Source organism: Thalassotalea litorea (assembly GCF_043642205.1).
Taxonomy (GTDB): Bacteria; Pseudomonadota; Gammaproteobacteria; order Enterobacterales; family Alteromonadaceae; genus Thalassotalea_A; species Thalassotalea_A litorea.
The window spans coordinates 65,095-82,924 of record NZ_JBHZSG010000009.1 but is presented as its reverse complement, the minus strand read 5'-3'; the positions used below and the strand labels follow the sequence as shown (position 1 = coordinate 82,924).

Sequence of the window (17,830 nt, the reverse complement as noted above, 5' to 3'; positions counted from 1 at the left end):
TCCAAAAGCGCCCCTGACTAGCACCATCCAGACGCGTTCAGGATATGTACAGGGATTTACAATATGTCGAGATATCATGGATGGTAATATCTCGACTAAGCACGTCCATGTGCAAAAAAAAACGCCCCGATACCGAAGTAGCGAGGCGTTTATTTAGAAACTTAGTGGTAGATTACCAACCAGTTTTCTCAGTCAATGCTTTACCGATGTCAGCAAGTGAACGAACGGTTTTAACACCTGCAGCTTCAAGAGCCGCGAATTTCTCGTCAGCAGTACCTTTACCACCAGCGATGATAGCACCAGCATGGCCCATACGCTTACCTGGAGGAGCAGTAACACCTGCGATGTAAGAAACAACTGGCTTAGATACATTAGCTTTAATGTATTCAGCAGCTTCTTCTTCTGCAGTACCACCGATCTCACCGATCATAACGATTGCTTCAGTTTGCGGATCGTTTTCGAACATTTCAAGAACGTCAATGAAGTTCGTACCTGGGATTGGGTCACCACCGATACCAACACAAGAAGACTGACCGAAACCAGCATCTGTCGTTTGCTTAACCGCTTCGTAAGTTAGTGTACCTGAACGAGATACGATACCAACTTTACCTGGCTTGTGGATGTGACCTGGCATGATACCGATCTTTGACTCGCCCGGAGTGATAACACCTGGACAGTTTGGACCAATCATGCGAACGCCAGTTTCTTCAAGCTTCACTTTAACGTCAAGCATGTCTAGCGTAGGAATACCTTCAGTGATAGTAACGATTAGCTCGATACCAGCATCGATAGCTTCTAAGATTGCGTCTTTACAGAAAGGCGCAGGAACGTAGATAACTGTCGCTGTAGCACCAGTTGCTTCTACCGCTTCACGAACCGTGTTAAATACCGGTAAACCTAAGTGCGTTTGACCGCCTTTACCAGGAGATACACCACCAACCATTTGCGTACCGTAATCGATCGCTTGCTCAGAGTGGAACGTACCTTGACCACCAGTGAAACCTTGACAGATTACCTTGGTATCTTTGTTAATTAATACAGACATTATTTGCCCTCCGCAGCAGCAACAACTTTCTCAGCAGCGTCTGTTAAAGACTCAGCAGCGATTACGTCAACGTCAGAGTTTGCTAATACTTCACGACCAGCTTCTGCGTTAGTACCTTCTAAACGAACAACGACAGGAACGTTTACGCCTACTTCTTTAACCGCACCAATGATACCTTCAGCGATCATGTCACAACGAACGATACCACCGAAGATGTTTACAAGTACTGCTTTTACATTGTCGTCAGACAAGATGATTTTGAATGCTTCTGCAACACGCTCTTTCGTCGCACCGCCACCTACATCAAGGAAGTTTGCTGGCTTACCGCCGTGCAAGTTAACGATATCCATGGTACCCATTGCAAGACCAGCACCGTTAACCATACAACCAACGTTACCGTCTAGCGCTACGTAGTTCAGTTCCCACTGAGCTGCGTGTGCTTCACGCTCGTCTTCCTGTGAAGGATCGTGCATGCCACGGATCTTAGGCTGACGGTAAAGTGCGTTTGAATCTACACCGATTTTGCCGTCAAGACAGTGCAAGTTGCCTTCATCGGTAATAACCAATGGGTTGATTTCCAATAATGCGAAATCGTGGTCGTTGAACATGTTACCAAGACCCATGAAGATCTTAACAAACTGCTTCATTTGTACTGGGTTAAGACCCAATTTGAAGCCTAGCTCACGTGCTTGATACGCTTGAGGACCAACAAGTGGGTCAATCGCAGCTTTGTGGATCAGGTGCGGCGTTTCTTCTGCAACTGTCTCGATATCAACACCACCTTCGGTAGAAGCCATGAATACAACACGACGAGTACCACGGTCTACAACGGCACCTAAGTACAATTCGTTTGCGATATCTGTACAGCTCTCAACCAAGATTTTTGCAACCGGTTGACCGTTAGCATCTGTTTGATAAGTTACTAGGTTCTTACCTAACCAGTGCTGTGCAAATTCTTTGATTTCTTCTTTGGTTTTTACCAGCTTAACACCGCCAGCCTTACCGCGGCCACCAGCGTGAACCTGAGCTTTAACCACCCACATATCACCGCCGATCTTGTCAGCAGCCTCAGCAGCTTCTTGAGGGGTATCGCAAGCAAAGCCCTCTGAAACTGGTAAACCATATTCTGCGAATAATTGCTTCGCTTGATACTCATGCAAATTCATGGTGTTTTCCAATTATCGATATAGAAAAATAGCAGCGTTAACTGCCTGTAAAAAAATTGTAGCGATTATAAACACTGCAAGGCACTAGCGATAGTCCCTTACAGTGAAATTCCGAACAAATTTTGGTTAAAATTTAGATGTCTAATAGCAGACGTGTTGGATCTTCCAGTAACTCTTTAATGGTTACCAGGAAACCAACAGATTCTTTACCATCGATTAATCGATGATCATAAGAAAGCGCCAGATACATCATCGGCAGGATCTCAACCTTGCCATCTACCGCCATTGGACGGTCCTGGATTTTGTGCATACCCAGAATCGCTGTCTGCGGAAGGTTAAGGATAGGTGTTGAAAGCAATGAACCGAATACACCACCATTGGTGATAGTAAAGTTACCGCCTTGCATTTCGTCCATGGTTAATTTGCCGTCACGACCTTTAATCGCCAGTTCACGGATACCATTTTCGATACCTGCCATGCCTAGTTGGTCAGCGTCACGCAATACCGGTGTTACCAAACCACGAGGAGTAGATACCGCAATCGATACATCAAAGAAGTTGTGATATACGATATCATCGCCATCAATTGAAGCGTTTACCGAAGGGAAACGTTTCAATGCTTCGGTCACGGCCTTAACGTAGAAAGACATAAAACCTAGACGAGCACCATGGCGCTCTTCGAATACGTCTTTGTATTGCTTACGCAAGTCCATGATTGGCTTCATGTTAACTTCATTAAATGTGGTCAACATCGCCGTTGAATTTTTCGCTTCTAATAAGCGGTTTGCAATTGTCTTACGTAGACGTGTCATAGGTACACGTTTTTGGCTACGCTCGCCCTGTACTGCAACCGGAGCTGCTGCAGGAGTCGCTTTAGCGGCTGGAGCAGCAGGCGCTTTAGCCTTTGCCAGGTGTGCTTCTACGTCTTCTTTAGAGATGCGACCGCCTTTACCTGTGCCTTTAACCTGAGCGGCTGTTAGACCTTTCTCAATTAGTAAGCGACGTACTGACGGGCTGGCAATCTCATCACCAGCGGCATCTGCAGCGTCTGAAGACTCAACTGCAGCAACGGGTGCAGAAGTTGCCCCGGCATTTAATTGACCGATTAGCTGTTCACCAAGAACCGTGTCACCTTCGCCGTGGATGATTTTACCAATCACACCATCTTCTTCAGCAACAACTTCCAATACAACTTTATCGGTTTCGATATCCACCAGGTTTTGGTCACGAGTTACCGCTTCACCTTCAGCAACATGCCAGGTAGAAACCGTAGCATCGGCCACCGACTCAGGTAAAACCGGAACCTTAATATCGATAACTTTGCCAGCCGCGGTATTAGCTGCCGGTGCTTTTGCTTCGGCTTTTGCTTCTTTCTTAGCGTCTTCTTTAGCAGGAGCGGCTTTGCTGTCCGCATCCGATAAAATCGCCAGTAATTGCTCACCTAAAACGGTTGCGCCTTCCTGTTCAAGGATTTCTGTGACCACACCATCAGCAGGTGCTGGTACTTCCAACACGACTTTATCAGTTTCAATTTCTACTAATACCTGATCACGACTTACGGATTCACCCACTTCTACTTGCCAGGTCGCAACGCTTGCATCGGCTACTGACTCTGGTAATACGGGAACCTTAATTTCAGTTGTCATTAATTTATTCCTTACTCACAATTCTTTAACTGGCTTATTTTATCGTTAGCGCATCGTTGACCAATGCCTGTTGCTCTTTCACATGCAAAGACATGTAACCGACAGCAGGTGCGGCAGAAGCTTTTCGACCGGCGTAAGTTAGAGACGCACCTTTTGGAATTGAATTCCAGAAGTGATGCTGACTGCAATACCAGGCACCCTGGTTTTGCGGCTCTTCCTGACACCAGACAAAATCTTTAACGTTTGGATATTCGGCAATAATCGCCTTCAACTCTTCTTCCGGGAACGGATAAAGTTGTTCTATTCGGACGATAGCGACATCGTTTAACTCTTGCTTGCGACGTTGGTCAAGCAATTCGTAATACACTTTTCCGCTACACATCACGATGCGTTTCACTGCCTTCTTGTCTAATTCATCCACTTCATCAATCACGTTTTGATAAACGCCAGAAGCCAGCTCTTCTAAAGAAGACACAGCCAGAGGATGACGTAGTAATGATTTCGGCGACATCACAATCAGAGGACGACGCATAGGACGTACAACCTGACGACGCAGCATGTTAAACACCTGTGCCGGAGTCGAAGGTACGCAAACTTGCATATTATGATCAGCACATAATTGCAGGAAGCGTTCTAAACGTGCAGATGAATGCTCAGGACCTTGTCCTTCATAACCATGCGGAAGCAAAATCGTTAAGCCGCACAAACGACCCCATTTTTGCTCACCAGAAGATAGGAATTGGTCGAATACAACCTGTGCACCGTTTGCAAAATCACCAAATTGCGCTTCCCAGATCGTCAAGCCGCTAGGCTCTGCTGTGGTATAACCGTATTCAAATGCCAATACCGCTACTTCGGACAATACTGAGTCATAGACCTCAAACGGGCCCTGACCTTCACGAATGTGCTGTAATGGGAGGTATGTGCTGGCATCTTGTTGATTATGCAATACTGAATGACGGTGGAAGAACGTGCCTCGACCAGAATCCTGACCGGTAATACGAACTCGCTCGCCAAGATCAACAATGGATGCATACGCCAGGTTTTCTGCAAAACCCCAGTCAAGCAACTTCTCACCATTGGCCATTTTCACACGATCATCGTAGATTTTCTTAACCCGCGATTGCAACTTATGCTCACTCGGATAGCTGGAAATAGATGCCGCTAAGGCTTTAAGGTGATCAAGATCAATCTGGTGATCATATTCATCATCCCAGTCATGACCCAGATAAGGTGTCCAGTCAACACTGTGCTCTGTCATAGGCCGCCACTGTTCAACCGTACACTGACCTTCGTCTAACAACTGACGATAGTAATCGACCATTTCCTTGTTTTTGCTTTCAGTCAGACGATTTTCAGCAATCATCTTGTCGGCAAATAACTGACGAGGTGTTTTGTGTTTTTTGATCTCTTGATACATCAAGGGTTGCGTCGCGTTCGGCTCATCCGCTTCGTTATGACCGTGACGACGGTAACAAACCAAATCAATCACCACATCACGCTTAAACTTATTGCGGAAATCTAACGCGATTTGAGTCGCCAGAACGACCGCTTCAGGATCGTCACCATTAACATGGAAAATTGGTGCCTGAACCATTTTCGCGATATCGGTACAATATTCCGTAGAACGGGTATCTTCAGGTTTAGACGTCGTAAAACCAACCTGGTTGTTCACCACGATACGGATGGTACCGCCAACTTTATACGCACGCGCCTGAGACATATTGAACGTCTCCTGCACCACGCCCTGGCCGGCAATCGCACTGTCGCCATGAATCGTAATAGGTAAGACTAAATCGCCCTTATCACAATCACGACGGTCAAGACGTGCGCGTACTGAGCCCATTACAACTGGGTTTACAATTTCCAGATGCGATGGGTTAAACGCAAGTGCCAGGTGGACATTGCCGCCCGGAGTAATGAAATCTGACGAATAACCCTGATGGTATTTCACGTCACCTGAACCGATAACATCGATTTTACCAGCGAATTCGTCAAACAGTTTGCTCGGGTTTTTACCCATCACGTTAACCAAAACGTTCAGGCGGCCACGGTGAGCCATACCTAAAACCACTTCTTTGGTGCCATGTTCACCCGCACGGGTAATCAAGGCTTTTAACATTGGGATCAGACTGTCGCCCCCCTCAAGGGAGAAGCGCTTTGCGCCCGGGAATTTCGCACCCAGATATTTTTCTAAACCGTCAGCGGCAATTAGATCTTTAAGGATCTCCGTTTGCTGCTCTGCGGTATAATTTGCTCTTGATTGCGCCGACTCCAAACGCTGCTGAATCCAGCGTTTTTCACGAGTAGACGTGATATGCATATACTCAGCGCCAATCGAGCCACAATAGGTTTTTTCTAATGTTTCATGGATCTCGCCAAGTTTCATGGCTTCCTGACCTACAGCCAGTGATCCAACATTAAACTCTTTATCGTATTCAGATTTGGATAATTCGTGGTGAGATAATTCCAGATCGCGAACCCGAGGACGCTGCCAAATTCCTAGCGGGTCTAGGTTCGCGTTTTGGTGACCACGGAAACGATAAGCATTGATCAATTGCAGGACACGAACCTGTTTAGTGTCAGCTGGGGCGCTAACAATCTGTTGGGGTCCTTGCTTGGCTAACTCACGAAACTGGTCGCGAATTACCGAATGATTGGTCTCTACCTTAACCCCGTCAAGGGCTGGTAAATCGTCAAAAATTTTGCGCCACTCATCAGAGACAGAATGAGCGTTTTCTAAATAGGACTCGTATAGCTCTTCTATATAAGCGGCATTTGTTCCGCTTAAATGGGAAGACTCTAACCAAGCCTTCATTACACCTTCTGGCATTGCCTGTTCCTTTTCGGGCTAAAGCAACAAAATAAAGAATAATTAAGATGCCGGACTACACAAACATCCGGCACACTTTACTAAACCGCTCTTTGTAACAACATAGATTTAATTGAACCAATCGCTTTCGTCGGGTTCAATCCTTTTGGACAAACATCAACACAGTTCATGATGCCATGACAACGGAATACGCTGTAAGCATCCTGTAGGTCGTCCAAACGTTCATCTGTTGCCGTATCACGGCTATCGATAAGGAAACGATAAGCGTGAAGTAATCCTGCTGGGCCAATGAATTTGTCAGGGTTCCACCAGAATGAAGGACACGAGGTTGAACAACAGGCACAAAGAATACACTCGTACAAGCCATCAAGCTTTTCGCGATCTTCAAGCGATTGCAGGTGCTCGCGAGTTGGTTGGCTCTTGCCGTCGTTGATCAAATACGGTTTGATTTTTTCATACTGGTTGTAGAATTGTGTCATATCAATGATCAAATCTCGAACAACCGGTAGGCCAGGAAGAGGACGCAGAACAATCTTATCTGCTTTAACTTCGGATAATGGCGTAATACACGCCAGGCCATTCTTACCATTCATGTTCAGGCCGTCACTACCACAGACACCTTCACGGCATGAGCGACGGAATGATAAAGACGGATCCTGTTCTTTCAATAGAATCAGGGCGTCCAATACCATCATGTCAGAACCTTCAGGAACGTCCAACTCATAGTCCTTCATGTAAGGAGCATTATCTACATCAGGGTTGTAGCGGTAAATCGAAAACGTTTGTTTCATCCTTTTCTGCTCCTTAGTATGTTCTGACTTTCGGTGGGAAGGCTTCGCGATGGACAGGCGTCATATTGACAGAACGCTTGGTCATCTCTTCTGTTTCCGGGGTATAAATTGAGTGACATAACCAGTTTTCATCATCACGCTCGGTGAAATCCTGACGGGCATGAGCACCACGAGATTCGGTACGGAAGTTTGCCGCTTTTGCGGTACAGAACGCCGTTTCCATTAAGTTGTCTAGCTCCAGACATTCAATACGCTGGGTATTAAATTCTGATGATTTGTCATCAAGACGTGCGTGCTTAAGACGCTCACGGATCTCAGCAAGCTCTTTCATACCTTGAGCCATTGCTTCACCTTCACGGAATACCGAGAAGTTTAACTGCATACACTGCTGTAGATCTTTCTTGATTTGTACCGGGTCTTCGCCCTGGTCACAGCCTTCCCAGCGGTTATAACGACTTAGTGACTGTTCAAGATCCGATGCCGATGCATCTTTGCCGTTTTGTGTACCCGCAAGGTATTCGCCAAGGAAGTTACCAGCAGCACGACCAAATACAACCAAATCAAGCAGTGAGTTACCACCAAGACGGTTAGCACCGTGTACCGATACACAAGCGATTTCACCAACCGCGAATAAACCTTCAACGATGGTTTCGTTACCGTTAGTATCAATATTGATCGCCTGGCCATTAACGTTACACGGCACTCCACCCATCTGATAGTGACAGGTAGGAATAACAGGAATCGGCTCTTCAGCAGGATCAACGTGTGCGAATGTTTTCGACAAATCACAAACACCTGGAAGACGTTGGTTAAGGGTTTCACGACCAAGGTGATCAAGCTTAAGCTTGATGTGTGGACCCCATGGGCCGTCACAACCACGACCTTCACGGATTTCTGTCATCATTGAACGAGCAACAACGTCACGACCCGCAAGGTCTTTGGCGTTAGGGGCGTAACGCTCCATAAAGCGTTCGCCGTCTTTGTTTAGAAGGTAACCACCTTCACCACGACAACCTTCTGTTACCAGTACACCAGCACCGGCGATACCGGTTGGGTGGAACTGCCACATTTCCATATCCTGCATCTGAATACCAGCACGCAAGGACATACCAACACCGTCACCAGTGTTGATGTGAGCGTTAGTGGTTGACGCGAAGATACGACCAGCACCACCAGTGGCTAATACCGTTGCACGGGCTTTAAAGTAAACCACTTCACCGGTTTCAATATCAACAGCAGTACAACCGACAACGTTACCGTCAGCGTTTTTCACTAAATCCAATGCATACCACTCAGAGAATACGTTGGTTTTGTTTTTTACGTTTTGCTGATACAAACAATGCAATAGAGCGTGACCGGTACGGTCCGCAGCAGCAGCGGTACGAGCAGCCTGCTCACCACCAAAATTCTTTGACTGACCACCGAAAGGACGCTGGTAAACTTTACCATTTTCAAAACGAGAGAATGGCAGACCCATATTCTCTAGTTCGATAATCGCTTCCGGGCCAGTTTTACACATGTACTCGATTGCGTCCTGGTCACCGATAAAATCAGAACCTTTAACGGTATCGTACATATGATATTCCCAGTTATCTTCATGGGCATTACCTAATGCGACGGTAATACCACCCTGGGCTGAAACTGTGTGGGAACGTGTTGGGAATACTTTAGAAATCAATGCACAAGATTTGCCTGATTCTGAAATTGCTAATGCGGCACGCATACCCGCACCACCGGCGCCAATGACAATGGCATCAAACTCACGAACTGGTACGCTCACTTACACACCCCACACTGTTAAAAACACCGCCGCTACGTATACAAATAACGTGATGGTAAAAATAAATTGAAGAAAACCACGTAGTGCTGTGCTTTTTACGTAGTCTGTCAAAACTTGCCAAATCCCGATCCAGGCATGGAACAATACGGCTAGAACCGCGAGAATAGTGAATATTTTCATCGGCAGGCATGCAAATAGCGCCGTCCATGATTCATACGTAACATCATCAGAAATGATGAAGTAACCGAGCATAAACAAACTATACAAGGCAAGGATGATGGCACTGGCACGGATCAGAATAAAATCATGAACACCGTTGCGGCCTAAAGTTGCTACATTGTTTACCATAACCATATCCCCGCAACGACAGATAATAGAAGCCATAGGGCGATAACGACATTACCGCTAGTCTGGCCTGAGCCTTTTTCTTCCAGGTGGCCCATATCCATAATCAAATGACGGATACCGCCTACCAAGTGGTAGATAAGTGCTGAGACAATGCCCCAAATAATAAATTTAAAGAAGAAACCTTGCAGGTAAGACTCTATGGTAGCAAAGCCTTCAGCAGATGAGAGAGAAACCGAAAGGGCCCAAATTAAGATACCAACAGCGAAAAACATCATGACACCACTAACACGGTGCAAAATAGATGCTTTTGCGGCAGCCGGAAACTTGATTGTTGTTAAATCAAGATTTACAGGTCGTTGTTTTTTCACAGTTCTTGCCTAAAAACTAATAGTTCAGCTAGTTGTATTTCTATTTAAAATGGCAAGCCAAATTAAATAACCAAGTTTGTTATTGTTTTCTGCTTCAAACAAATTCCAACTCCCCTGAAATTTCTCTAAAAACAGATCCGCACGAATTATATATAGGTCTATATTGAATTACAATTTTATGAGGTTTTTTATTAGCTTCTGTCTACTTTTCAGCCATTTTTGAAGTAAAAACTCCAATTTTTGTCAAAATAATGGTTTAAATACTAAAGTCATACACAATTACATTGACATTTACCCGTAAAGTTAGAGTAGAATATCGGCAATTTTGTATTCGTGAAATTGACTAATTAATCATTTGTCTTGGATTATTATGATTAAATATTGGTATTGATGCGGAACCTGGTAAACGCCGATTTTGTATCAATGCGAACATTAGTTAATTTCAGAAATTAAAAATCTAACTAAAATTTAGAGGATATTTTTATGGCTGAATCTAAAGCCACGCTGAGCGTCGACGGTCAGGAAATTGCGGAGTTACCCATTCTATCTGGAACCGCAGGCAATGACGTTATCGACATCCGAACTCTGGGCAGCAAAGGTTATTTCACCTACGATCCTGGCTTTTTAGCAACTGCCTCCTGCGAATCTGAAATCACCTTCATAGACGGCGCTAAAGGTGTTTTACAGCACCGTGGTTATGCAATTGATGACCTGGCCAAGAAAGCCGATTACCTGGAAGTATGTTATATCCTGTTGAACGGTAAAGCCCCAAGTCAGGAAGAATATAACGAGTTTGTAAACATCATCACCAACCACACCATGGTGCATGAACAACTTGCACACTTCTTCCAGGGATTCCGTCCAGATGCTCACCCAATGGCTATGCTGTGTGGTGTCGTTGGTGCCCTATCCTCTTTCTACCACGACGATCTTGATATTTCTGACCGTAATCAACGTTTACGTTGTGCACACCGCTTAGTCGCCAAGATGCCTACGATTGCAGCCATGGCTTATAAATACAGCATCGGTCAGCCGTTTGTTTACCCTCGTAACGATTTATCTTACGCAGAGAATTTCTTGCACATGATGTTCTCTGTACCTGCTGAAGAATACAAAGTTAGCCCGACACTTGCTCGTGCGATGGACCGTATCTTCATCTTACACGCAGACCACGAACAGAACGCGTCGACTTCAACCGTGCGTCTAGCCGGTTCTTCTGGTGCTAACCCTTATGCATGTATTGCAGCAGGTGTTGCATCACTTTGGGGCCCAGCTCACGGTGGTGCTAACGAAGCCTGTCTAACCATGTTAGAAAAAATCGGTGACGTGTCCCGTGTCGATGAGTTTGTTGCTCGCGCGAAAGACAAGAGCGACCCGTTCCGTCTAATGGGCTTCGGTCATCGTGTATACAAAAACTTCGACCCTCGCGCCACGGTAATGCGTGAAACATGTCACGAAGTTTTAAAAGAGTTAGGTGTTCAGGATCCACTTTTAGACGTGGCTATGGCACTAGAGAAAGTTGCGCTAGAAGACCCTTACTTCATTGAGAAGAAGCTTTACCCTAACGTGGATTTCTACTCAGGTATCATTCTCAAAGCAATCGGTATTCCAACCAGCATGTTCACGGTAATCTTTGCATTATCACGTACCGTTGGCTGGTGTTCACACTGGGATGAAATGTTGACGCAGCCAGGCCAGAAGATTGGTCGTCCTCGTCAAAATTACACTGGTGAATTGAACAAAGAATTCACACCATTAGATTCTCACAAATAATCTAATTTTTGTGTTCAAAAAGGCAGCCTTCGGGTTGCCTTTTTTGTTTTAAAGGCGTCAAAATAGAATGCGTTTTGACGGTTATGGCCACGGATAGACGGTATGCCGAAAAGCACTAACACAAGGAAGTATGTAGTTAGAATAACGCACAAATACATGGATGTATGCAGGTAGAATAACGCAGGAGCAGTTATCGAGGAGCAGTTATCGAGGAGCAGTTATCGATGAGCATATTCTCGGTGATCGCCAGAGATGGTTGGCGACATTGTGAGAGAAATCCCGATGGTTCTTCTGTGTCTAGGTTTGAATATCAAATATAAATAGGTGTCAAAATCGATCTGGTTTTTGCCCAAAAGACTATATCAATGGGGTTTCTAGTATTAATTACCCAGATTGAATTCTGATAAATTTTAGTGAACTCTAGGGTAAATATAGGTGAAAGAGGCTAAATTAAGCCGCCAATCGTCACTCGGTTCACGAACCGAAATCCTAGTTTTCAACGCAATCCGATTCCGAACGCTCAACGTCATTCCGGACTCCGATCCGGAATCTAATAGAACGAAATTCTCTTGATTCTCTTCCGAATCTTGAACCTTGTAGCTACATTCACCATCGGATTAAACGAAATATGACGTATATTTTCAGCCTATTTCCGGAGCATACCTTAACCGCGAAAGGTGCGAATTAGCCGTGATTCAGCTAAAAATGACGGGAATTCTCTCTTTATCACTCTGTGGTTAGAATTTAAATAACTAACTTGTGGGTTTTTCGTATAAAAAACATGCACTAAAACGCTATTTTTTCCTCCTCCTCCGGTGATTTTGTTGATTATCAGGACTTTTTCTTTGCAGAATCACCATTTTTTGGCCAATTAACTTGTCGAAAAGAGTAACATCGAGCGAAATTTTAATAAAACACGACAAAACTTTCTGACTGTATTTCGAAATAATCTCAAACTTTCTTAGACAAAGAGCTCAACAATTGATGAATTATTATTCAGCAAATGTTTTAAATGCCGTTTTATCCGCAAAATAATGGCGAGAAACCGTAAACAGAACATCTCATTCGATGACTTTTTAAATCAAACAGCTTGTTATTTATCGCTTTATTGTGTTTTGGTTATTAAGCTAAACTTTAACTGAATATTCTTAAAGAGCAGACAGCGTTAGTGAGTGGTGAAAATAATCCAGATAACCATGGAGCTGAGCCGGTTATCCTGATCGTCGATGACGAGCCGGGCAATATTGATCTGGCTTCAAGCATATTGCGACCAACGTACAGGACTAAAGCCGCAACGAATGCCACAACTGCCTTAAAGATCATTAAGGCCGATGCCAATATTGACCTGATATTACTTGATGTAATGATGCCTAAAGTTAATGGCTTTGAATTATGTCGGCAGCTAAAACGCGATGCGTTAACCGCAAATATCCCGATTATCTTCCTTACCGCAAAATCTCAGGTAGAAGACATCACCGAGGGCTTCAAGCTTGGTGCTGTTGACTACATCACCAAGCCTTTACAACCCGATGTGCTTAGTGCCCGGGTAAAAACCCACGTGCAACTTCATCGCAGCCAAAAACTGCTGGCAGATCAGATAACAACGTTAAAAGAGAACGCCAGATTGCGAGAAGATATTGAGAGATTGACGCATCATGATTTAAAAGGCCCTTTAGGCGTGATCCTATTTGAGTTGAATAAAATTGGCGATAAACACGTCGCAAATTCTATTGAAGAGTCAGTAACCAATGTGCTTAATATGATCAATAATTCATTGGATATCTTTAAGATAGAAAATGGGACCTATCCTCTCAACCCGGATATGGTAGATTTAGAAAGGACGATCAATCGCGCCATAAAGTCAGTTCGATATTTATCCAAACCCAAAAATATTGCCATAGAACTCAACAAACCGGATGAGGATATTTATGCCCTGGCTGAAGACCTACTTTTCCTGTCTATCGTCAACAATTTGCTCAAAAATGCAGTTGAAGCATCTCCCGATAATCAGACAATTCGAATTACGATTTCAGGATCTGACGATATGGCTTGTTTCAGTATTGAAAATCAAGGCGCCATTCCTGAAGATTTGCGAGGCTCTATATTTGAAAAATATGCGACCTCCAATTTAGTGCGGGGTTCGGGCCTGGGGGCTTATTCTGCAAAATTGATGACCGAAGCTCAAAATGGCAAAATCTGCTTTAATGTGATTAACGAAGAAAAAACCCGGTTTGAAGTCAAGCTTCCTAAATACTAGCAAGATACTTTGTTATTAGTCTGTTTTCTTCCTTGAGCATGACCTGTGCATTGGTATAATTCCAAGTCCACTAAGTGATTTCCCACTCAGTGAGAATTTAAAGGCTTTAAGGCAAGGCTTTAATTGAAGAGAACGGTTGCATCATTTTCGAAATCAGCCAAAATCAATAGCGCAGGATATACGCCTTTAAAACTCACCCAGAGGGAGCTTATCAAAGGCCCATTTACGACCCTATATTTCATTAATATAGAATGACTATATCAATAAAATCTATGTTGTAACTGAACCTATGCCCTAACTCTGAGTTGTGCAAAAACTCAATGGAATTGGTATAATGCCGCCGATTTTAACTCGACCGTGAAAATAACATGTCAGATACTCAATTGCGCTTTGGCGGAATCGAACGCCTATACGGGAAATCCGCTTTTCAATACATTCAAAATGGCCATTTTTGCGTTATCGGTATCGGTGGTGTTGGTTCCTGGGTGGCTGAATCACTAGCTCGTACCGGGATCGGAACATTAACCCTGATAGATCTCGATGATATCTGTACTACCAACGTCAACCGACAAATACATGCATTAACGGACACCGTTGGTGAAAGCAAGGTTGAAGTTATGGCTGAACGTATACGCCAGATCAACCCTGATTGTAATGTTATTGAAATAGAAGATTTCTTAACCCTGGATAATTTACCAGAACGTTTACATCCGGGCTTAGATTATGTGATTGATGCCATTGATTCGGTGCCAGTTAAAACTGCACTTATTGCCTATTGTAAGCGTCATAAAATTCCGTTAATCACCATAGGCGGAGCTGGTGGACAATGGGATCCCACACAAATATGCATCAGTGACTTGAGTAAAACCTATCAGGATCCCCTGTTAGCAAAGGTGAAAAATCAATTACGTCGGCAGCACAATTTTTCCCGCAACACCAAACGAAAGTTTGGTATTGATGCGGTGTTTTCAACTGAACAATTGACCTACCCTGATGACGACGGTGAAGTTTGCCTGGCGAAACCAGACAGTAAAGAATCGATGCGATTGGATTGCAGAAGTGGCTTTGGCGCAATTACCCATGTTACCGCAAGCTTTGCATTTTTTGCAGTGAGTCGAGCCCTGGATAAATTTCTCAAATCAAAAGCGAGAAAGCTAGCCGAATCGGCTTAGCCGCTAAATTGCTCACAATTTATCAGCGCTAATTTTGCTTAACACAATATCAAACTGACCATTGAGCTGTTTTCGTTTCGGATCTTTGCTAAAATCGACCACTAATTGTCGTTGCTCTTGTTCGCTAAGTTCGAGCAATAGCAGGTCCTTGTGGTTTAATGGCTCACCAGAGAAGTACATTTGCGTTGTTAATTCCCGGTACCCTCGCTTCGCGATCTTAAAATGCACATGCGGTGGTCGTATCCATTTACCATCCGCAGGATAAGGGCCGGGCTTTACACTTAAAAATTGATAATTACCTTTATTGTCCGTTTGCAAGGTCCCCCATCCTTGAAAATCTTTGTCAATTTTAACCCTGCGTTGATCCAACTCATGGTGATATTTACCAAAACTATTGGCTTGCCAAATATCAATTAGTGCTTGGGGCACAGGATCTCCAAACTGATCCATTACCCGGCCTGAAACCATTATCACCTGCCCTTCGGCTTTTTTGGTATGCCCCTTAATATGAGTAAGATCCATATCGACATCCAATTGACCTCGGGTTGGATAAAATGGCCCTTCCGTTTGGCCTGGGGTTAATAATGACTGGGGGTTACTTTGCTGGCGAAAACCGGTAGCCAATAGCAGACTGGTCGCTGAGAGCGCACCGATTTTGAGAAATCGCCGCCGAAACTTTAACGCTTGCTTTACAGACATTACCACTAACTTCAATGAATAAAGACTTATATAGGTTTAGGTTAAAAGGTAAGAGAATACAAAGATCAGGTTGCGCTCAGAGTTAGCTCGCAGGTTTCAGAACAGGCACAAACATATTTTGTTCTGACACCTTTAGTTACCGTAACCACCTTTGCCACCTTCTTTGCCTTGTTGCGAAAACCACTGGTTTTCCAACGTGTCGCCGTTAATCAACTGCTCATAGTGCCAATGATTCTGGGCAAACAACGTGAATAACGCTTGCTCTAACTGATAAGGCTCCTGCCCGGCGTGATATTGAATTTTAAATTCATGGCGTTGGGTTGCATCAATGGATTCAACCACAGGTAATGCTCTGATTTTATTGAGTAGGCCAGGTAGTTGGTCGGAGCAACGCAACGTTAGCGTCTGCAATTGCATAGCACTAGCATGCACCTGTGAGATTCCCTGATTGGTGCCAGGATTTGCAAAATTCTTAGACAATGTAACCTTGCCATCTTTTAAAAACATAACCCGCGGACAAATTCGCTGTAATTGCTCTAATTGGTGTGAGCTAATGATCAAAGTCGCGAGCTCTTTAATGTCTACCAGAATATTGGAAATTTGTCTGGCATAGTCTGGATCCAGACCCGCCGTTGGTTCATCAAGTAATATAACTTCTGGCGAGCCTAATAAACTCTGGGCAATGGCCAGACGCTTTTTCATACCATGAGAAAGAATACGACTTTTCTGGCGACTGTATTCTTTTAAACCAGTAAGTTCCAGAACCCGCTCAACATCGCTCCGAGCCCACTTTGAACTCATTCCCTGTAGTTTGGCGAATAATGTTAATTGTTTCTCAATCGAAAAGTCTGGATCAAATTCAGCATCTTGTATTAACGCCGATAGCTTTGACAAATGTTGATAACTGCCGACCGGGTCACCGATAATATGCACTGAGCCACTATCGGCCTTAAGAAATCCGCAGATAATTGAAAACAACGTGGTTTTACCCGCGCCGTTAGCACCAACTAAAGCCACAGGTTCCCCGGCGTTAATCTCAACACTAATGTTATCCAGCACCTTGTGACTGCCAAACGATTTGTTGACCTGATTTAAACGAATCACGGATTTCATAATATCCCTTATCAGCTCAGCGAGCGCACTCTAAATAACAACAAAGACAGGCCTAAATAGACAACCGATTGCAACAGCGGTTTAACCAGGTTTCCCAATTCCGGCCCTTGCTCTCCAATCGTGGCAAATATCCCCAAACCAGGCAGCAACAATGACGATTGCAAATGTATTTGCCATTGCGATAAAAACACATAATCGAAAAATGGCAGCACTAAATACATCAACATCAATATTAATAGGACTTTCTTTCCCGTTGGCATTATCACATTGAGAAAATTCGTGAGGGCAATAAACGACATCATCCAGATAACCAGAAAGAAAAAGGTATTTAACCCCTGATTCAGGCCTTGCTCGAGTAATCTGGGGTCGCGCCAATTACTGTAAATCAGGGTAATGATGACGAGTACGGACAACAATAGGGTAAAAAAGCTCGCGTATCCGAAAAAGCGTCCCAAAATAAACTCAGAGCGCCGAGCTCTGAGTAAATAAAACTTAATTGTGCCCCGTTGTCGATCACTGGCGAATTGGTCACTACTAAGCAATACACAGGTGAATGGCAATAACACCATTGCGGCAAACCAAAAAACCGATAGCTCTGCCACCGGCCATTGTAAAAGTTGTTTAAAGCCAAGATCACCCAATACCGATCGGATAACGGCGGCATCTGAAGAATTGGCGATCAAATCAACGGCGGTTCGAATCGGATAATGAAATATCAATACCCAAGCGGCAAAAAACGTTAACAAGGTCAGACGCCCGGAGCCAGTAACGAATACCCGCTGCCATTCATGCATACTGATTTGCAAAATTCTTTTCAAATCATAAAGTTTCATAGGGTTA

General features: G+C 44.2%; 14 protein-coding genes. 3 read left to right on the top strand and 11 right to left on the bottom strand.

Going from position 1 to position 17,830, the window contains the following annotated elements; all coding sequences use genetic code 11:
• Window positions 1-172: 172 nt before the first annotated feature.
• The 8 genes from sucD to sdhC all read right to left on the bottom strand — a co-directional run bounded on the left by sucD (window position 173) and on the right by sdhC (window position 9,976).
• Entirely contained in the window at window positions 173-1,045 is an 873-nt protein-coding gene (sucD, locus tag ACHUFQ_RS06805) for a succinate--CoA ligase subunit alpha (protein WP_394174177.1), read from the bottom strand.
• Entirely contained in the window at window positions 1,045-2,211 is a 1,167-nt protein-coding gene (gene sucC, locus ACHUFQ_RS06800; protein WP_138321169.1) for an ADP-forming succinate--CoA ligase subunit beta, read from the bottom strand. The genes sucD and sucC overlap by 1 nt, the downstream gene beginning before the upstream one ends.
• A 133-nt stretch (window positions 2,212-2,344) precedes the next feature.
• Window positions 2,345-3,856: a 2-oxoglutarate dehydrogenase complex dihydrolipoyllysine-residue succinyltransferase gene (odhB, locus tag ACHUFQ_RS06795; protein WP_394174176.1), complete on the bottom strand. Its 1,512-nt coding sequence runs from the start codon at window positions 3,854-3,856 to the stop codon at window positions 2,345-2,347.
• Window positions 3,857-3,890: 34 nt separating this feature from the next.
• Window positions 3,891-6,689: a 2-oxoglutarate dehydrogenase E1 component gene (locus ACHUFQ_RS06790; RefSeq protein ID WP_394174174.1), complete on the bottom strand. Its 2,799-nt coding sequence runs from the start codon at window positions 6,687-6,689 to the stop codon at window positions 3,891-3,893.
• 80 nt (window positions 6,690-6,769) lie between these two features.
• A complete protein-coding gene (locus tag ACHUFQ_RS06785; RefSeq protein ID WP_394174172.1) occupies window positions 6,770-7,480 on the bottom strand; it encodes a succinate dehydrogenase iron-sulfur subunit in 711 nt (236 codons plus the stop codon).
• Window positions 7,481-7,493: 13 nt separating this feature from the next.
• The gene (gene sdhA / locus ACHUFQ_RS06780; protein WP_394174170.1) at window positions 7,494-9,260 is read right to left on the bottom strand and encodes a succinate dehydrogenase flavoprotein subunit; all 1,767 of its coding nucleotides are present in this window, start codon (window positions 9,258-9,260) and stop codon (window positions 7,494-7,496) included.
• The gene (gene sdhD, locus ACHUFQ_RS06775; protein ID WP_394174169.1) at window positions 9,261-9,608 is read right to left on the bottom strand and encodes a succinate dehydrogenase, hydrophobic membrane anchor protein; all 348 of its coding nucleotides are present in this window, start codon (window positions 9,606-9,608) and stop codon (window positions 9,261-9,263) included.
• On the bottom strand, window positions 9,602-9,976 hold the full coding sequence (gene sdhC / locus ACHUFQ_RS06770) for a succinate dehydrogenase, cytochrome b556 subunit (RefSeq protein WP_394174167.1): 375 nt from the start codon (window positions 9,974-9,976) through the stop codon (window positions 9,602-9,604). The genes sdhD and sdhC overlap by 7 nt, the downstream gene beginning before the upstream one ends.
• Window positions 9,977-10,459: 483 nt before the next feature.
• Between sdhC and ACHUFQ_RS06765 the strand changes: the two genes are divergently transcribed.
• The 3 genes from ACHUFQ_RS06765 (at window position 10,460) to tcdA (ending at window position 15,178) form a co-directional block, all read left to right on the top strand.
• On the top strand, window positions 10,460-11,749 hold the full coding sequence (locus ACHUFQ_RS06765) for a citrate synthase (protein ID WP_394174165.1): 1,290 nt from the start codon (window positions 10,460-10,462) through the stop codon (window positions 11,747-11,749).
• Window positions 11,750-12,917: 1,168 nt separating this feature from the next.
• The gene (locus ACHUFQ_RS06760; RefSeq protein WP_394174164.1) at window positions 12,918-14,006 is read left to right on the top strand and encodes a hybrid sensor histidine kinase/response regulator; all 1,089 of its coding nucleotides are present in this window, start codon (window positions 12,918-12,920) and stop codon (window positions 14,004-14,006) included.
• A gap of 368 nt (window positions 14,007-14,374) precedes the next feature.
• Window positions 14,375-15,178 (top strand): tRNA cyclic N6-threonylcarbamoyladenosine(37) synthase TcdA, encoded by an 804-nt coding sequence (tcdA, locus tag ACHUFQ_RS06755; RefSeq protein WP_394174162.1) that lies wholly within the window; start codon window positions 14,375-14,377, stop codon window positions 15,176-15,178.
• 12 nt (window positions 15,179-15,190) lie between these two features.
• On the opposite strand, the gene ACHUFQ_RS06750 is transcribed toward tcdA, so the two are convergent.
• The 3 genes from ACHUFQ_RS06750 to ACHUFQ_RS06740 all read right to left on the bottom strand — a co-directional run bounded on the left by ACHUFQ_RS06750 (window position 15,191) and on the right by ACHUFQ_RS06740 (window position 17,823).
• The gene (locus tag ACHUFQ_RS06750; protein WP_394174160.1) at window positions 15,191-15,877 is read right to left on the bottom strand and encodes a dioxygenase family protein; all 687 of its coding nucleotides are present in this window, start codon (window positions 15,875-15,877) and stop codon (window positions 15,191-15,193) included.
• Window positions 15,878-16,009: 132 nt separating this feature from the next.
• Window positions 16,010-16,990 carry an ABC transporter ATP-binding protein gene (locus tag ACHUFQ_RS06745; RefSeq protein ID WP_394174158.1) on the bottom strand — a complete coding sequence of 327 codons (981 nt, stop codon included), beginning with the start codon at window positions 16,988-16,990 and terminating at the stop codon, window positions 16,010-16,012.
• An 11-nt stretch (window positions 16,991-17,001) separates the two neighbouring features.
• On the bottom strand, window positions 17,002-17,823 hold the full coding sequence (locus ACHUFQ_RS06740) for a hypothetical protein (RefSeq protein ID WP_394174157.1): 822 nt from the start codon (window positions 17,821-17,823) through the stop codon (window positions 17,002-17,004).
• Window positions 17,824-17,830 lie beyond the last annotated feature (7 nt).

What these genes read in the sequence shown, in the direction of transcription:
- sucD (WP_394174177.1), bottom strand. Translation starts at nt 1,045, where the DNA reads ATGTCTGTATTAATTAACAAAGATACCAAGGTAATCTGTCAAGGTTTC.
- sucC (WP_138321169.1), bottom strand. Translation starts at nt 2,211, where the DNA reads ATGAATTTGCATGAGTATCAAGCGAAGCAATTATTCGCAGAATATGGT.
- odhB (WP_394174176.1), bottom strand. Translation starts at nt 3,856, where the DNA reads ATGACAACTGAAATTAAGGTTCCCGTATTACCAGAGTCAGTAGCCGAT.
- ACHUFQ_RS06790 (WP_394174174.1), bottom strand. Translation starts at nt 6,689, where the DNA reads ATGCCAGAAGGTGTAATGAAGGCTTGGTTAGAGTCTTCCCATTTAAGC.
- ACHUFQ_RS06785 (WP_394174172.1), bottom strand. Translation starts at nt 7,480, where the DNA reads ATGAAACAAACGTTTTCGATTTACCGCTACAACCCTGATGTAGATAAT.
- sdhD (WP_394174169.1), bottom strand. Translation starts at nt 9,608, where the DNA reads ATGGTAAACAATGTAGCAACTTTAGGCCGCAACGGTGTTCATGATTTT.
- ACHUFQ_RS06765 (WP_394174165.1), top strand. Translation starts at nt 10,460, where the DNA reads ATGGCTGAATCTAAAGCCACGCTGAGCGTCGACGGTCAGGAAATTGCG.
- tcdA (WP_394174162.1), top strand. Translation starts at nt 14,375, where the DNA reads ATGTCAGATACTCAATTGCGCTTTGGCGGAATCGAACGCCTATACGGG.
- ACHUFQ_RS06750 (WP_394174160.1), bottom strand. Translation starts at nt 15,877, where the DNA reads ATGTCTGTAAAGCAAGCGTTAAAGTTTCGGCGGCGATTTCTCAAAATC.
- ACHUFQ_RS06745 (WP_394174158.1), bottom strand. Translation starts at nt 16,990, where the DNA reads ATGAAATCCGTGATTCGTTTAAATCAGGTCAACAAATCGTTTGGCAGT.
- ACHUFQ_RS06740 (WP_394174157.1), bottom strand. Translation starts at nt 17,823, where the DNA reads ATGAAACTTTATGATTTGAAAAGAATTTTGCAAATCAGTATGCATGAA.